Origin of the sequence: Segatella oulorum F0390, assembly GCF_000224615.1 — a bacterium.
Taxonomy (GTDB): Bacteria; Bacteroidota; Bacteroidia; order Bacteroidales; family Bacteroidaceae; genus Prevotella; species Prevotella oulorum.
Genome location: NZ_JH114215.1, coordinates 967,754 through 982,393 on the forward strand (window position 1 = coordinate 967,754; position 14,640 = coordinate 982,393).

The following is a 14,640-nucleotide window of genomic DNA, read 5'->3' on the forward strand; positions in this document are numbered from 1 at the left end:
TTCTGCATTCTTTCAAAAAAAAATTAATCGCCATACATCTTACTTAGCGCATCAGCATCTTCCTTCATCTCTTTGCGAAGAGAAGCTGGCTCGATCACCTCTATTTGGCTCCCGAAAGAACGCAACAAAGCCCGTAACTCATAGTTGTCTTTCACCTTCAAAGTTATAATTCGTCTTCCATCCTCAGCTCGTTCGCTTCTTGCCACCTGTGATTCATGGAGCGGTTTGGTGTAAATATAGTTGAAAGCCTTTTCGTTGGCATAGATGACCACGTTATCCACCAGAATATCTTCCACCGATACACCAATGACATCTTCAAAATACTCGTCAAAATAGAAATTCTCATCCAGTGGTTCAAATTTCTTTCGTCCAAGATCCTTGATGCCGTCAATTCTGTCTATGGCATAGTTGGTTAATCCGTCATAATCACTCTGCTTCCCTATGAGAAACCACCTATTATTATATTGCTTCAGATGATAAGGGCTCACTACCAGCTCTTTGGCATCTTTACCAAAAGGATGGTAACAAATCTCCAAGGCTTGCTTATTGACAATGGCATCGAAAATCTGTTTGTAGTAATCCTTGTCCATTCCTTTCAGGTAAGGGTTATGTTGGAAACTGACCACCGAACGTACATCCTTGCCAAGCTGACTGGTGGAATACAGTTTCTTGTCGATATCCGTCAGCCAATCAAACTGGGGAACGCCTTCAAATCGTTTGAGCAGCATCAGGGCATCAGATACGATGTTCTGTTCCTCCTGATTGAAAGGCCGTTCGCTGATAGAGTCATTACGATGGTGGTAGCGATAGTACTTCCGATGACCGTCGCGTATGGCATCAATCATCATTCTGTAGCCTTCTTCGCTTTCCATAAACTTCAAGTCATCCTGTACCTGCCGTTTCTTCACACCATCCTCTTTCTTCCCCTGACCATTGTAAAGGTAAAGAGCCTCATTGCAGGCATCTATCAAGTCCTCTATGTAATATCGACGACTCCAATTACCAAGACATCTGTCAAGAGCCTGGTATCTTATCTGTGCATTCTTGTTGGTTGCCATATTTAGAAAAATACCGTTATTTTCTCTTCACTTCCACAATATTTCCGAGATGGAACACGGCTTCCCAAAAGCAGAGTTCTCCATTGGGATCAAGGGCAGCATTCTCACCGTCATCATGGAAGCGTGCGGGCTTGCCATCCTTGCCGGTCAGAGGCTGGAAAGTTATGCCGATCACTTCCACCAATGCCGTGTCACGCTCTTTGGCATAGCCGACGGCCAGACTGAGATATTTCAGGTTGTCTTTGGGATAGTATGGGTAAACACCGTTATTCCATACGCAAATATCTCCTAACAATGGATTATCCTCACTGATCTTCTCATCATCAAAATAAGGAAAACCGCTTTCGTCACAAGCCAAGTATTTCTTATAGGGGGTATCCTTTATCTCGCGATATTCTTCTTTCTTAGTGCCAGCAACAATCTGGTCGAAGTAAACCTGCTTGATGGTCAGGTACAGTGTGTTTTGCTTTGTAGATTCCATGATTTGAATGTTTTTATTATTTTTCGTCTGACCTTGAATCTGCTGCGAATGCACAGCCATGGTCATATTCAGAGAACGCTTGATAACTTTGCCCATTGGAAGTGAGGCGGAACGGTGTGTCGCTATTCTTTGGGCTGTCAATATTTCCACCCATTTCCATACTGGTGATGTTGATCATTGTGGCATAGAGGTACATGGCTACGGTCATGTGGATTCCCGGCTTCAGGTCGCGAGGTGTAACGACAGGAGCCAGATGGGTAGAATTATTACGTTGCTGATGAACAAACTCATAATAAACCTTCATCTGATTCAGATAATCGGGCACATCATAATGCAGCATGTTCACTCCGACCGCTTTAGCAGCATCGAGGAACTGGACAAAACCACCATCCGAACGAGACAATTCCTTGCCCTTACAGAGATAATATATCTTCTTCATAAATGGTTCAAAACTACCTAACAATGACTTCAACCAGTCTTCCATATCCTCGTCACGCCCTTCTGTGCGATAGGCCAGATTGAGAATACGACGGACAGACTTGATACCATCCAAATTAGATATCGTCGTAGCTTCCAATACATTAAAGTACCAATCAATCACCTCTGTCAATGTACGGTAACGTACGCCACACAGTTGACGGAATTCATCTGAGAAGGCTTCATTGAGCTTTTCTTTCAACAACTGCCCATTGTAGGTTGGATTATATTGTTCCTCTAAGTGTTGGAGCAGAGAAGCGTCAATCACTCGACGTACATTTGGATCGGTACTGTATCGCAACTGAAGCTCACTGGCTTTGGCCGTAAGAATACCGATGATGTCCGACATATTGTCATGAATCACCTGCAATTTCGTATCTTCGTCGTTGTTAAGCAGGGCATCGCGCACCTCGTCATTGGCCTGAAGTGTACTTGCCGCTTTGGTATACTGATGCTTAACAGTGTCAGCATCCCTCCATTCTATACCACCAAGGAAGGTGTTGAAGTCTTCCACAATCTTGTCAAGTGTCTCCATGTTGGGGTCAGGTTGACTTCCGCCGGGTTGTCCTACAGGGATAGGTTCCACCTCTGCATTTTCGTTTTTCAGTCGAATCTCCTCATCAGTACTTTTTGTCACTCGATACTTATCAAAGTCGACCAGTTCCAGCAATCCCTCAGCCCAGTCTTCTCGCTTCAGCTTAGGCAGCTTACGAAGCAGGAAATGGAAGAAAGTGTTTTTCTTTTCCCACTCGGGCACACCTTCCGGCATCAAGGCTGCAATAAACTCGTACACTCGGACAAACGACTTCATGGCACCCTTTATCTCTGCTTGGCGGTCTTCACCATCTTCTTCGCCTATCTGGATAAAACGCTCACGGCAAGTATCAAGTATGGGATCCAACTCGGTACGGGCTGCACCGCTCCAATATTTTCTGTTGAAGTCCTCAACTTCTTCCTGCTCATACACCAGGCTTTGGTCGCAGATGTCCAGCAGGTCGCTTGCCTTGTTGATGTCTGTCTCATGACTCAGTAAGGTCTGTTTGTAATATCTCTGAAAAGCTTTTTCAATGTCCTCTGCCTTGTTCACGAAATCGAGTACATAGGTGTCGTTTTTCAACGGGTGCACACGGTTCAGGCGTGAGAGTGTCTGCACGGCTTTGATGTCGCTCAGTATCTTATCCACGTACATGGTATGGAGCAACTTATTGTCGTAACCCGTCTGAAACTTATCCGTGACAATCAGGAAACGGTAACCATCAGTATTGAATGTCTTTTCTATCTTTGATGATGGGAACTGGTTGAGCTGTGCCTCATCGTAACTGTGTCCGCCATACTCCTTTGCTCCCGAGAAAGCTATGATAGCCTTATAAGGACTGTTGCGTTGCTCTAACAGTTTTTTGATGGCAAAGAAATAATCAATGGCACGTTCTATACCGTTGCATACAACCATGCACCGTGCCTCGCCACCTATCTTGTGGCACACGCTCTCGTGGAAATGCTCTACAATGATACGTGCTTTCCTCTCTACCGTTTCGGGACGGCTCTCCACCCATGCGCGCAGCTTCTTTGCAGCCTGGTCTTTGTCAAACAGTGGATTGGCTTCCGTATTCTTCAGTATTTTGTAGAAACTGTCGTAGGTAGTATAGTTCTTCGTCACATCAAGGATGAATCCCTCCTCGATAGCCTGCTTCATACTGTAGAGGTGGAAAGGCTTGTGCCCAATCTCGCCGTCGGGCTTGGTATATTCATCGCCAAACATCTGCAGCGTCTTATTTTTGGGCGTTGCGGTGAAAGCATAGAAATTGGCATTCTTTGCCATCAGGCGACCTTCCACGACATGTTCCATCAGCGAGTTCAGTCCTTCCTCATTATCGTCTATGTTCACATCCTTCAGGCCATGACCGCTAAGCACCTTATTTAAGGCACTTGCCATGTCACCGCTTTGGCTGGAGTGGGCCTCGTCGATAATTACGGCAAACTTCTTGTTTTTCAGTTCTGTGCCGATAGTCTGCAAGATGAAGGGGAATTTACAAACGGTACTCACGATGACCTTTTTCCCATTGTCCAACGCTTCCTTCAGAGCTTCGCTGTCGTCTGCCCATGTCACAATGTCTTTCTTGGTAATAAACGAGCGAAGGTTATCACGTATCTGCTTGTCGAGCACCACGCGGTCGGTAATCGCCAGCACACTCTCGAAATGAGGTGTGATACCGTCGGCTTCTTTCAAAGCTACCAGCAGCTTGGCTGTCCACGTGATGGTATTGCTTTTTCCTGATCCTGCCGAATGCTGCACCAGATAACGGCGGCCACTTTCGCTGACCTTGGTGTCGGCAAGCAACGCACGGGTACACTCCAGCTGATGATAACGTGGCCAGATAACGTTTTCCTTTACTTTGCCTGTGTCTTCGTCCTTTTCCTTTACCACTTGGGCAAAATTCTCAAGGATGTCGCTCAGGCTCGACTTCTGCAGGATATCTTCCCACAGATAGACTGTTTTCAGTCCGTTGGGATTGACAGGGTTTCCTGCCCCATCGTTCACACCCTTGTTGAAGGGCAGGAACCACGATGCTTCGCCATTCAGGGCCGTACACATCATCACCTCGTTGTCATCTACGGCAAAGTGTACGGCGCAGCGTTTCTTCTGGAAGAGCAGCTCCTTCGGGTCGCGATCGGTGCGGTACTGATGGACGGCATCTTCCACCGTCTGGCAGCTCAGGTCGTTCTTCAGCTCCATGGTGATGATGGGCAGGCCGTTGAGCATCAACACGATGTCGATGCTCAGTTCCGGATACTGCTTAGAATAATGCAGCTGGCGCACACAGCAGAAGTGGTTGTTGCTGTACAATGCCTTTGCCTGCAGGTTGGCCTCCAATGGCGTAGGATAATACAAATCGAACTTCGTGGCATTGTGCTCCATGCCGTGGCGCAGCACATCCACGATGCCGCGTTGGGTAATCTGATTGCGCAGTCGCTCGTAAAACTTACGCGTGTTCACCTCACTGTCGAAGATACGTGAACGCTGCACTTTGTCGCGCTGGGTGTTCTCCAGGAATGTGCGGAGCATACCTTCGTCAATCGCATACTCCACGTTGAAGTCTTGGCTCTCCCGCTTCTCGTAGCCACTATGTAGAAGGACGCGTTCAATGAGCTCCTCAAACCATTTCTCTGATGTATCTGATTTCATATCTATCTGTTTTCTAATTATTTCTATCTCTAACGTCTATCTTCCCCGTCACGGCATCGCTGATGATGCGTTGCTTCAGCTCCCTCAGATTGTCAATCTGAGCCGTGAGCTTTGTAGCAAGCATGTCAATCTTTTCGCTCATGCTGTTGATGGCAGAGACGATGGCTTGTTGCTCGTCATTAGGAGGGATTGGTATAAATATATTCTTCATCTCACTGTACCGTGTAGTCCATAAATCCGCCACAATACCTCGCCCATTTCGATAAAACTCCTCTATGTAGTTGTTACTCCTAAAAAGATGATGTACGTACATTGGATAAATATCACGTGGCTCAAGCACAATGCTTATTAGTGATACGGAGCCATCATAATCAGAGACACCACAGGAGCCTTTTCTGTCAGAACGTGAGTTAACTACAAAATCATTCTTTAACACAAGCTTTCTGTTGTCCCCATTATCCGTTTTCACCGCCGTTTCAAGCTGTGGTACAACACCTTCTCTTGCTACAGAAAGTGCTGGATAATCCTTGTCAGATACCTTTGTCCTACGTTCCTTGAAATGGGAACTGATTTTTCTTACTTTCCAATGCTCCGGTATCATCCCTATCCATGCAACGCCACTATCCTTCATAGGTGCATTGGGATTGAGTCCGTGTGTCACCATGCGGGCAATCTGTGCCTGCTTCAGCTCGTTCAGTTTCTCAATCTCTTTCTCTGCCTCTGAAACGAAGCGATCTATTTGCTCGGTCTTCTTGTCGAGGTATGAAACGATAGCATGCTGCTCGGAAAGTGATGGAAGCGGAATAAAACTATTACCTATAAATAACCAATTAGCTCTTGGCATTTTGGCACCATATGTAGAAGAGTCTATATACTCAATAAATTTTGGGGAAAGCATTAAATATTGAAGGTACTTATTATCCCCCTCGAAATTGCGAAGTACTAACAATTCGGAAGAACATTTCCCGTCAGTTTGTGCAACTACACATTTTGCAAGATATGGTCTTAGCTTGCTGAAAAGAACATCATTGGCGCGATATAGATTACACGAACCTTCTGGTACAGATGTATTTATCGACAACAATCTACCAGAATAGCTCTCTATGTTTTCAAGTGCTATATAAGGTAAAGCATTGTCGGTGGTTTTCTCTTGAACGAGATTACAAGAAAATTTTAATCTCTTAGAATTCCATCCCTCAGGTATCTCTCCAATCCAGCTTACCCCCGAGTCTTTATATTTTGGATATTTCTTCATACTTAACACTTATAACTTCATACTTAACACTTAACACTTGCGTCAAACGTTTTTCTTATTGATAAGGTTCACCACCACCTTACCATCGTATCCTTTTCCTCAGTGCGGCTCTCAGCAATCATCAAGGTGTGAGCCACGAGGGTGTTGTCGCCTATTCGTTTGGAACCGTCAGGATTGTAAAGGATGCCATTGTTATTCATAAACCAAAGGAAGAATGTGGCAGCAATGCGCTTGTTGCCATCGCTGAACGAGTGATTCTTGGTGACAAGATAGAGCAGCATGGCAGCCTTCTCTTCTACAGAGGGATAGAGTTCTATGCCACCGAAAGTCTGATAAATCTGCCCAATGGAACTTTTGAACGAGTCGTCCTTCTCATTGGCAAACCACTGACTGGCCCCGAATTTCTCCTTCAAGCCCTGTATGGCCTCCATTGCATTCTCGTAGGTGGCATGAAACCGCTCCTGCTTGCTGGTGTCGCTCACGTCCAGCCGCTGGTAGTCGTAATCATCAAGGGTGTCAAGTGCCTGGGTATAGTCGGTCACCACACTGACCAGTGCTTCGCGCTCATCGGCGTTGTTGGCTGCCTTCTCCGTCTCGTCAGCCACCTTTGCGTCGAGCGACTTGATGGTGCGTCCCATCACATCCACCACGCATCGCAGCTCATCATACTTCTGATGGGCGAGATCGTTCCTGATGGCATAGCCCTTGATAAGATAATCCTTCAAAACCTTGTTGGCCCATTGGCGGAATTGAGTGCCTCGCTTACTTTTTACACAATAACCCACAGAAATAATCACATCCAGATTGTAAAACATCACATCATGTTCCTGTGTTTTCCCTGCCATTGCACCGTGTTGAGTGGTTATTCGGAATTTCCGAACTACCTCTTCTTTCTCCAGTTCGCCTTCTTTGAAAACATTATTGATATGTTCATTGATGGTTGACTTTGACTTGTCAAATAATATGGCAATCTGGTCTTGATTCAGCCACACCGTCTCGTTCTCCAGTCGCACGTCAATGGCTGTCTGTCCGTCCTGTGTTTGGTATATCTTGATTTCGCCTGTATCATTCATAATCTGTAACTTAACACCTAACACTTATCACTTAACACATATCACTTAATATCTCCTCCAGCAATCCGTCGGTGCTTTTCTCGATATTGCGAATATCAGTCTTGATATCAGCAACGGAGCGTAGCTGCACTGGTTTGTAGAAGTATTTGGTAAACGATAGTTCATAGCCGACAACGGTTGCCTCTTCGTCCACATAGGCATCAGGGGCGTAAGGTAGCACCTCATTGCGCATAAAGGCATCGATGCCGCCGTCATAGAGTAAAGGAACCTGTTCGGTATCTTTCAGCTTAGGGTCGGCTTCTCCCTCCACGGCTTTGGCTGTGGGATCGGTAACGGTGATAAACGGTCGTAGCTTCTTGATGAGCGTCTTCTTCAGCTTCAGCTGCTTGGCATAGCTGTCCCAGTCGTCAAGAGGCGTTCCGGCAGGCACATTCTCGACAGCTTCCTTGCACGCTGCCCTCTCTGCATCCTTCAGGGCTACTGCGCTCCAATCAATGTCCGTCAAGACCCTCAACCGCAAGGGACGCTGCACCGTAATCTGCCAATAGCCGAACTCGCGGTTGTCGAAGATTTTGCTCTGCTCCGTTGGTTGGAAATCATTGAGCAGCTTCAGAATTTCCTTGCGTCCTTCCTCGGTTATCTCGCAGTTCTTGTTGCCGAGATTCTTACGCAGTGGGGCAGAGATATTGGTGGCATCTATCAGCTGTACCTTGCCGCGGCGACGCTCCTCCTTGCGATTGGTCACAATCCATACAAAGGTACCGATACCAGTATTGTAAAACATGTTGAGTGGCACGGCAATGATGGCCTCCAACATATCATTCTCGATGATATAGCGACGCAGATTGCTCTCGCCACCACCGGCATTGCCTGTGAACAGGCTCGAACCGTTGTGTATCTCCACGATGCGTGTGCCTTGCCAATCGTCTTTCATGCGCGACACGTTGTTGGCAAGAAACAGCATCTGCGGGTCGCCTATGTCGGGAATAAAATTTTTATCTGAATCTGGCCAATAGAAACGCGGATCCTGTATGTTCTTCTTCTCGGTAGGTTTTAGTCCCCACTTCTCCAGGTCGATTTTCCAAGGTGTGCCAAAAGGCGGGTTGCTGATACAGAAGTCGAACTTCTTACCCGGATGTCCGTTCTCACTGATCATGCTGCCGTAGGCAAAGCGGTCGCGCACGACATCTCCTTGAATATAAGAGAAACTGGTACTGTTACCACTGAGTATCAAGTCGGCTTTGCAGGTGGCAAAGGTCTCAGGCTGAAGCTCCTGTCCAAAGAGACTCGTCTTGAAGCGGCGCCCCTTTTGCGCTGATATTTCCTGGAAACGCTCCTGCACAATACTGAGAATGCCACCCGTTCCACAGGCTCCATCGTAGATGTCGTAAGTACCGTTCTTCAGGCGGTCGGCCACAGGCAACACGGCGAGGTCGGCAAGCAGGGCAACATAGTCGCGGGGCGTGTAGTGCTCTCCAGCCTCAGTCACACTGTAGTCCTCATTAAACTTACGGAGCAGTTCCTCAAACAGCGTTCCCATGGTATGGTTGTCGAGCGCAGGTATTTTCTCGTTGCCCTCATCGTCGAGCACAGGTTTCATACCGAGGTTGATGCTCTTGTCGGTCATTTTTTCGATCATCAGACCCAGCCGATGCACATTGCTAAGTTTATCTACGTAGTGGCGGAGGTCGAACTTGGTGATGATGTCCTGCACGTGCTTGCTAAAGCCGTCCAAATAATCTCTGAAGTTCAGCAGCAGGCGCGTTTCATCGGTCTCGCTGCGCAGTTTATCCATTGTGAACGGTGATACGTTGTAGAAAGGATGCTTGGTAATCATGCAAAGCTGATTCTCCTGACTCTCTTCGGGGAGCTCTTTGAAGGTGTCGGTCTGGCTGAAGTCAAGTACCTGCTGCTTGGTGTCGGCAAGGAGCAGGTCCAGTCGACGCAGCACAATAAAAGGCAGCGTGATTTTCTTGTAGTCACCCTTCTCAAATGCCTGCACCAATACGTCATTGGCAATGTTCCAAAGGAACGAGAATAGCTTGTTATATTGTTGCTGTTCCATATTTTTCTTTATTTCTATTTGCAAAGATACGAATTAAGTATGCAATGTAGCTGCATTGTTATCAACCATTTTCTTTTGTACCCACCTAGTCTCATTTATTTCTTTGTCAGTATGGTCTGAAAGGTATGTCATAAACCGAATAACCAACTCCATTATGGCAAATAGAAGAGACTGAAGTATCAATGTGTCTTTATTTTTTTGGATGTAATCGTGTATTCGATACCTTAATCCACTTTCTTTACCATGAGAGCCATCCTGGGTCATCTTGACAACATATTCCAGTAATCCAGTGAGAGCTTTATCCATTATCGGTGTCACAATCTGAAATTTACTGTTTTTATGGTCACATAAGAAGTAGCTAAATTCATTTATGGTTAAATCCGGTGGAACAATCCCATATTTAGCGGCAACGGAATTAATAAGTTCGATAACATCTGTACGTAAGGCATTGAGATAAATCTCTGCGCCTATCACGCTGTTAGTTCTGTTCTCAATCAATAATGAACGGATTAAAGGATAGGATTTTCCTTTGCCAATTTTGTCTAAGGCCTTGCAGCATTCCAGTTCCTTTCTATAAAGGTTATCTATTTTCCACTCTGTCGAATTTCGGAGTGTAACAACCGTCTTTATCTTATCAATTAAAGCAGATATGCCATCCGATGAGTTTTTATAAACGATTTGGTCGTTAGAAGAGAAGTAATCAAACTGTTCTGCTTCATCTCCACTAATGAGGTCATATCGCTTTGTGAACAGAATAAAGGGATAATTAAAATTTTCTACCCACTGGGAAACTTTAACCAATCCCATTCTATCTTGTTCCTTGTTAGCTTTAAATTCATCCCAGGGAAAATTCGCATCTACCACGACTGCATGGATTGGAATCTTTGTGTTATTCAAAAACTCCTTTAACGATTTAGCATTGACGAAAGTCTGAAGAACATTGATTCCTTCAGCTTTAAATAGTTTTTCTGTTAGTTCATCATACAGAGAATCTATTTCATCGTCAGCCCAAACTATGTTATACACCTGTTTCATTACTGTAAGAATTTACTTTTTTCAAGTTCGTAAGCATTAACAATAGGTATACGGAATTCAAATGCCGTCCAATCTGATGAGGAAATAATAGGACACGTTTCTCCACCTATTGATTGTACGACAGCATTTACATGATACCCACCAAGTCCACTACGCCCGGAATCAGATTTGAACCTTCCCCTCGTAATATAGTCATTGAGAGTAAAATCCTTGTTAAGCGGAGCTCCATTATTACCAATGCGCATCATCAAACAAGGGTTATTATTATAAAGTACACTGAGCAATACAATTGTGACTTCATTATCAGGAGCTTTTGTCTTATGGAAGCCATGCCTATTAGCATTATCAAAAAGACAGTCAAACATGATCATCAAAGCATCACTGTTTGCTAAGACCTTCGCCTTCAAAGCATTCTCATCCCCATCGAAAGAAATACTAAAGGTGTTTGAGCCAAAGGATTTCCACTTAGAGATATAGCATTCAATGAAGTGTGCCAGACAGATAGGCTTCCTTTCCAATTTAGAGAAGTCCAATATGCTATTCAATTTCACCAAACGATCCATATACTCAAAGTTATCTTTGAGATAGTTAAGTGTCTCTTTGTCTCTCTCATCTAAATTTTGTGAAAGAGAAAGTAATTTCAAAGCGTTTCCGATGTGAACCGAAGGAGTTCCTAACATGTGGGCTATATCAGAGCTTGTTCTGCTAAGCCCGAGTTGTTGAAGGTACTTATCTTCGGCTTCACGAATAATTCTATCCTGCTCAAGGATAGGTGGACAAGATATCACAATATTGATAAAATCTCTGGGGCTTAGTCTTGGCAAAGTGTCGCCAGTCGCCAATACTTGAGCCTGGATAGAAACTTCCTTGGATTTCAGTGCATACAAAAGATACTTCTTGGATATTCTCTGTGTGTCCTTTACATGAAAAGCTATAGCCAAGGGACCGACGGATATGTTCTCGTTCAAAGGCAGTCCCTCGACAAGCCCAATCATTAAACGATTATGAGAATATTGTACCATTATACAATTCCCGTTGTTCGTGATAACACGACGTCTAATTTTATTATCAGACTTTTTAAGTGTCAGATTGCACTTATTCCAGTCGTCAGAGAAATCGCTGGCAATCCACACATCCCCTTCATGTGAATGAGGAGCATCAACAACTATGAGATCCGAAAGCTTTACCGCATTCTCAATATTTGATGTATCCATGAGATACCTACCTGGAGTGAGGTTATAATCTCCATCTATATCACAAGAAGATATTTTTATAATAGCCCCTTCTTTTGAGCCTGCCGTAATATCATCTAACAGTCGATCTGAATCGAGAATATAATGCTTGCCTCTCTTTCCTTTGGATAGATAAGAACGTCCATCTACGAGAAGGAAACTATCCTTTGGATTTTCAGACATCTTCTTCTCAATAAGAAGCACGCATATATTAACATTAGAATTTGGGAAATATATATTGGGTAATAACACAACTGTTGAGAGATAGTGGTTTTCTACCAAATATCTTCTAATATTGTAACATTTAGACGAATTTGAAAAACAAAAAGAAGCAGGCATTATTGCCAACATCTTCCCATCGCCATTTAATCCATTAAGAGTAAACGAAAGGGCATCAAATTCATTATAAGAACTATTTTTGACTCCAAAAGGAGGTGTTAAAATAATATTATCATAAATCATCGTAGAAATCCTACAGAGACTATCAAAAGGATTCAAGTTCTCTATATTTGACGTCACGTTGTGGGCATCAAGGTATATCTGCATTATTGCCCATGTTTCAGGGGAAATTTCATCACCAACAAAGTAACAGGTTGGATTTTCGACTGCAAAAGAGCCAATACCTGCAAATGGATAATATACTTCAGAGTTCTTCTGAAGATTCAATAACTTAGAACAAAACAGAACAAGCTCCCTTGGCAGAACAAAATAAGGACGATAACGAGAATTATTCTCTTCATCAAAGATGCAAAAATCGACAACCTCTGTATAATGTGAAAGCAAATTATCAATTTTTTCAGCAGAAAGATAGACTTCAAGTTTTACTTCCAAGTATCGAAGTATAGTCTGTATATGGATTTTTTTTAACACACCTTTAGTGTCTGCATATTTAAGAGCATACAGGGAAGCAACTAATTTAAGATTCATATTTTCGAGCTGACCATGCTCAGCCATTTCCTGATAAAAATCATGAATACTGTTGATAAAACCTTCAGAAATACTTTCGCTATACATTACCATATCTCAAAAAAACATAACTTAATTTCGTTTGCAAAGATAGAATGTAATTGTGCAATCATCCTGCATTGTTCTTTAGTTTTTTCGTTTGCTGTTACGAAGGGTCTTTTACAAGCAGTTCCTGCACCTTAACATCTAAAGCCTTAGCTATCTGAAGCAAGGTTTCGAGGTTGGGTTGTGTTGTATTGGTACACCACTTGGAAACGGTAGTCGGATTGATACCCAACTGTTCGGCGAGCCACTTGTTGGTGCGCTTGTGCTCAACAAGTACGATCTTGATTCGGTTAATGTCTTTTGCCATGTTGCTTTGTAATTAAAATGCTTACGACGCAAATATAATGAAAATTTTCAAGATAAGAACCTGCTTATTACAAATAATGTAGGAAAATCCATTCTTTTTATTGTTTTCGCAGCTAATTTTCCTCTTTTCCCCAATGTAAGACTGTTTTTTTGTAGAATTGTGCAGAATGGTTGCGTTGATATGTGTTTACTTTGCATCCAGAAACAAATATTGGATTCTAATTTTATACTAATCGGTTATGAAGAAGTTTTTATTGATGTTTGCCTTTGCTATGGCAACAGTATGTGCAAATGCACAGATCATGCGTGTGGACGAATTGGAGAAGTATGCCAAAGAGAAGTAGGGCGACAAGTGGACGGAAGCCGCTGTCAACATTTCAAAGGGTATTGAGATTGACAAGAATAAAGCCATGACCTTCGTTCAAGTCATCCCTTGTGACGGACAGACAGCAGAGCAGCTTTACATGAACCTCAACTACTGGTTTACTGCAACTTTCAACGATGCCAACTCGGTAATCAAACTGAACGACAAGGAGAGCGGCGTCATCATTGCGTCGGGCTATATGGCTGACATTGCCGGTCATGCTGGTGGTACAAACTCTTATAACGTAAGCATCAAGCCTGTTATCAGAGTGGATATCAAAGAAGGCAAGATCAGGGTGACTTATTCCATCGACCACTACGACGTGACAGTGCTTGCCGGAGGTGGAATCATGGGTGCTCTCGCAGGATCTATACCCATGTAGGTAGAAGAGAAGTGGCTGCTTGACCAGTGCTATCCTTTCGCAGAGAAGGATGGGCATAAAGCTAAGAGAACTTCAAGCAAGGCGCTTGTGATGTCTTACGCTTACTCAAATGTTTTGCTTGACAAGATTGAGGAGGCTGCCAAACATGGACTTGTGGGTAATGAGAATGACAACAGGTAATCAACGACAACTGACATTTGAGTCCTGCGGTTTTCTTGCTGCAGGACTTTTTATATTCTAAGGAAAAGAGTATTTCAAGCTTCATCAGCTTGATGCAAGGGAGATTTGTAATGCACAGTTGGGCGATGTCCTGTTTGCATCGTGCAACGTATGCGACAAGTGGGAAAACGACTTCCTATCTGTGGATAATCTGTTTTAGAGAGTGTAAAGTAAACTGTGTCATGCTACAATAAGATTAGTTTTATACAGTTTATTTATTATGGACAACAAAGAAATTGATTACAAGCGAGCTGCTGAGCAGCTTCGTAAGGGAGAACCATTATAAGGATGGTGCTTTGGCACCAATGTTGGAGCGCATTTTGAATGCTGCCCTTGAAGGTGAGATAGATGCTCATCCCACTTCTGAAGAGCGTTCACAAGGCAACCGCCGTAATGGTAAAATGCCTAAGCAAGTGCAGACATGCTATGGTGAGGTCACTGTTGAGACACCTCGTGACCGTGACGGTTCCTTTGAGCCTCAGACCGTCAGAAAGCGCG

At 43.9% G+C, this 14,640-nt stretch carries 10 protein-coding genes and 1 pseudogene; 2 read left to right on the plus strand and 9 right to left on the minus strand.

What is annotated here, in order from left to right:
* Window positions 1-23: 23 nt before the first annotated feature.
* From HMPREF9431_RS04105 to HMPREF9431_RS04145, 9 genes and pseudogenes are all read right to left on the minus strand, one after another.
* The gene (locus HMPREF9431_RS04105; RefSeq protein ID WP_004379870.1) at window positions 24-1,058 is read right to left on the minus strand and encodes a helix-turn-helix transcriptional regulator; all 1,035 of its coding nucleotides are present in this window, start codon (window positions 1,056-1,058) and stop codon (window positions 24-26) included.
* Window positions 1,059-1,074: 16 nt separating this feature from the next.
* On the minus strand, window positions 1,075-1,539 hold the full coding sequence (locus HMPREF9431_RS04110; protein ID WP_004379871.1) for an ASCH domain-containing protein: 465 nt from the start codon (window positions 1,537-1,539) through the stop codon (window positions 1,075-1,077).
* A 16-nt stretch (window positions 1,540-1,555) separates the two neighbouring features.
* Window positions 1,556-5,200: a type I restriction endonuclease subunit R gene (locus tag HMPREF9431_RS04115; protein WP_004379872.1), complete on the minus strand. Its 3,645-nt coding sequence runs from the start codon at window positions 5,198-5,200 to the stop codon at window positions 1,556-1,558.
* 13 nt (window positions 5,201-5,213) lie between these two features.
* Window positions 5,214-6,455 carry a restriction endonuclease subunit S gene (locus tag HMPREF9431_RS04120; RefSeq protein WP_004379873.1) on the minus strand — a complete coding sequence of 414 codons (1,242 nt, stop codon included), beginning with the start codon at window positions 6,453-6,455 and terminating at the stop codon, window positions 5,214-5,216.
* Between the two features lie 42 nt (window positions 6,456-6,497).
* Window positions 6,498-7,528, minus strand: a pseudogene (rhuM, locus tag HMPREF9431_RS04125) (RhuM family protein).
* A 31-nt stretch (window positions 7,529-7,559) separates the two neighbouring features.
* Window positions 7,560-9,593: a class I SAM-dependent DNA methyltransferase gene (locus HMPREF9431_RS04130; protein ID WP_004379875.1), complete on the minus strand. Its 2,034-nt coding sequence runs from the start codon at window positions 9,591-9,593 to the stop codon at window positions 7,560-7,562.
* A 33-nt stretch (window positions 9,594-9,626) separates the two neighbouring features.
* On the minus strand, window positions 9,627-10,628 hold the full coding sequence (locus HMPREF9431_RS04135; RefSeq protein ID WP_004379876.1) for a hypothetical protein: 1,002 nt from the start codon (window positions 10,626-10,628) through the stop codon (window positions 9,627-9,629).
* Window positions 10,628-12,874, minus strand: a complete 2,247-nt coding sequence (locus HMPREF9431_RS04140; protein WP_231287700.1) for an N-6 DNA methylase — start codon at window positions 12,872-12,874, stop codon at window positions 10,628-10,630. The genes HMPREF9431_RS04135 and HMPREF9431_RS04140 overlap by 1 nt, the downstream gene beginning before the upstream one ends.
* A 97-nt stretch (window positions 12,875-12,971) precedes the next feature.
* A complete protein-coding gene (locus tag HMPREF9431_RS04145) occupies window positions 12,972-13,178 on the minus strand; it encodes a helix-turn-helix transcriptional regulator (protein ID WP_004379878.1) in 207 nt (68 codons plus the stop codon).
* Between the two features lie 409 nt (window positions 13,179-13,587).
* On the opposite strand from HMPREF9431_RS04145, the gene HMPREF9431_RS13680 reads away from it, so the two are divergent.
* Together HMPREF9431_RS13680 and HMPREF9431_RS04155 are read left to right on the plus strand one after the other, a co-directional pair.
* Entirely contained in the window at window positions 13,588-13,923 is a 336-nt protein-coding gene (locus HMPREF9431_RS13680) for a DUF4468 domain-containing protein (protein WP_004379881.1), read from the plus strand.
* A gap of 455 nt (window positions 13,924-14,378) precedes the next feature.
* On the plus strand, window positions 14,379-14,640 hold a 262-nt coding region (locus tag HMPREF9431_RS04155; protein WP_004379883.1), incomplete at its 3' end, for an IS256 family transposase.

Bases quoted from the DNA above. Each gene is read 5' to 3' on its own strand.
- HMPREF9431_RS04105 (WP_004379870.1), bottom strand. From the start codon at position 1,058: ATGGCAACCAACAAGAATGCACAGATAAGATACCAGGCTCTTGACAGA.
- HMPREF9431_RS04110 (WP_004379871.1), bottom strand. From the start codon at position 1,539: ATGGAATCTACAAAGCAAAACACACTGTACCTGACCATCAAGCAGGTT.
- HMPREF9431_RS04115 (WP_004379872.1), bottom strand. From the start codon at position 5,200: ATGAAATCAGATACATCAGAGAAATGGTTTGAGGAGCTCATTGAACGC.
- HMPREF9431_RS04120 (WP_004379873.1), bottom strand. From the start codon at position 6,455: ATGAAGAAATATCCAAAATATAAAGACTCGGGGGTAAGCTGGATTGGA.
- HMPREF9431_RS04130 (WP_004379875.1), bottom strand. From the start codon at position 9,593: ATGGAACAGCAACAATATAACAAGCTATTCTCGTTCCTTTGGAACATT.
- HMPREF9431_RS04135 (WP_004379876.1), bottom strand. From the start codon at position 10,628: ATGAAACAGGTGTATAACATAGTTTGGGCTGACGATGAAATAGATTCT.
- HMPREF9431_RS04140 (WP_231287700.1), bottom strand. From the start codon at position 12,874: ATGTATAGCGAAAGTATTTCTGAAGGTTTTATCAACAGTATTCATGAT.
- HMPREF9431_RS04145 (WP_004379878.1), bottom strand. From the start codon at position 13,178: ATGGCAAAAGACATTAACCGAATCAAGATCGTACTTGTTGAGCACAAG.
- HMPREF9431_RS13680 (WP_004379881.1), top strand. From the start codon at position 13,588: ATGACCTTCGTTCAAGTCATCCCTTGTGACGGACAGACAGCAGAGCAG.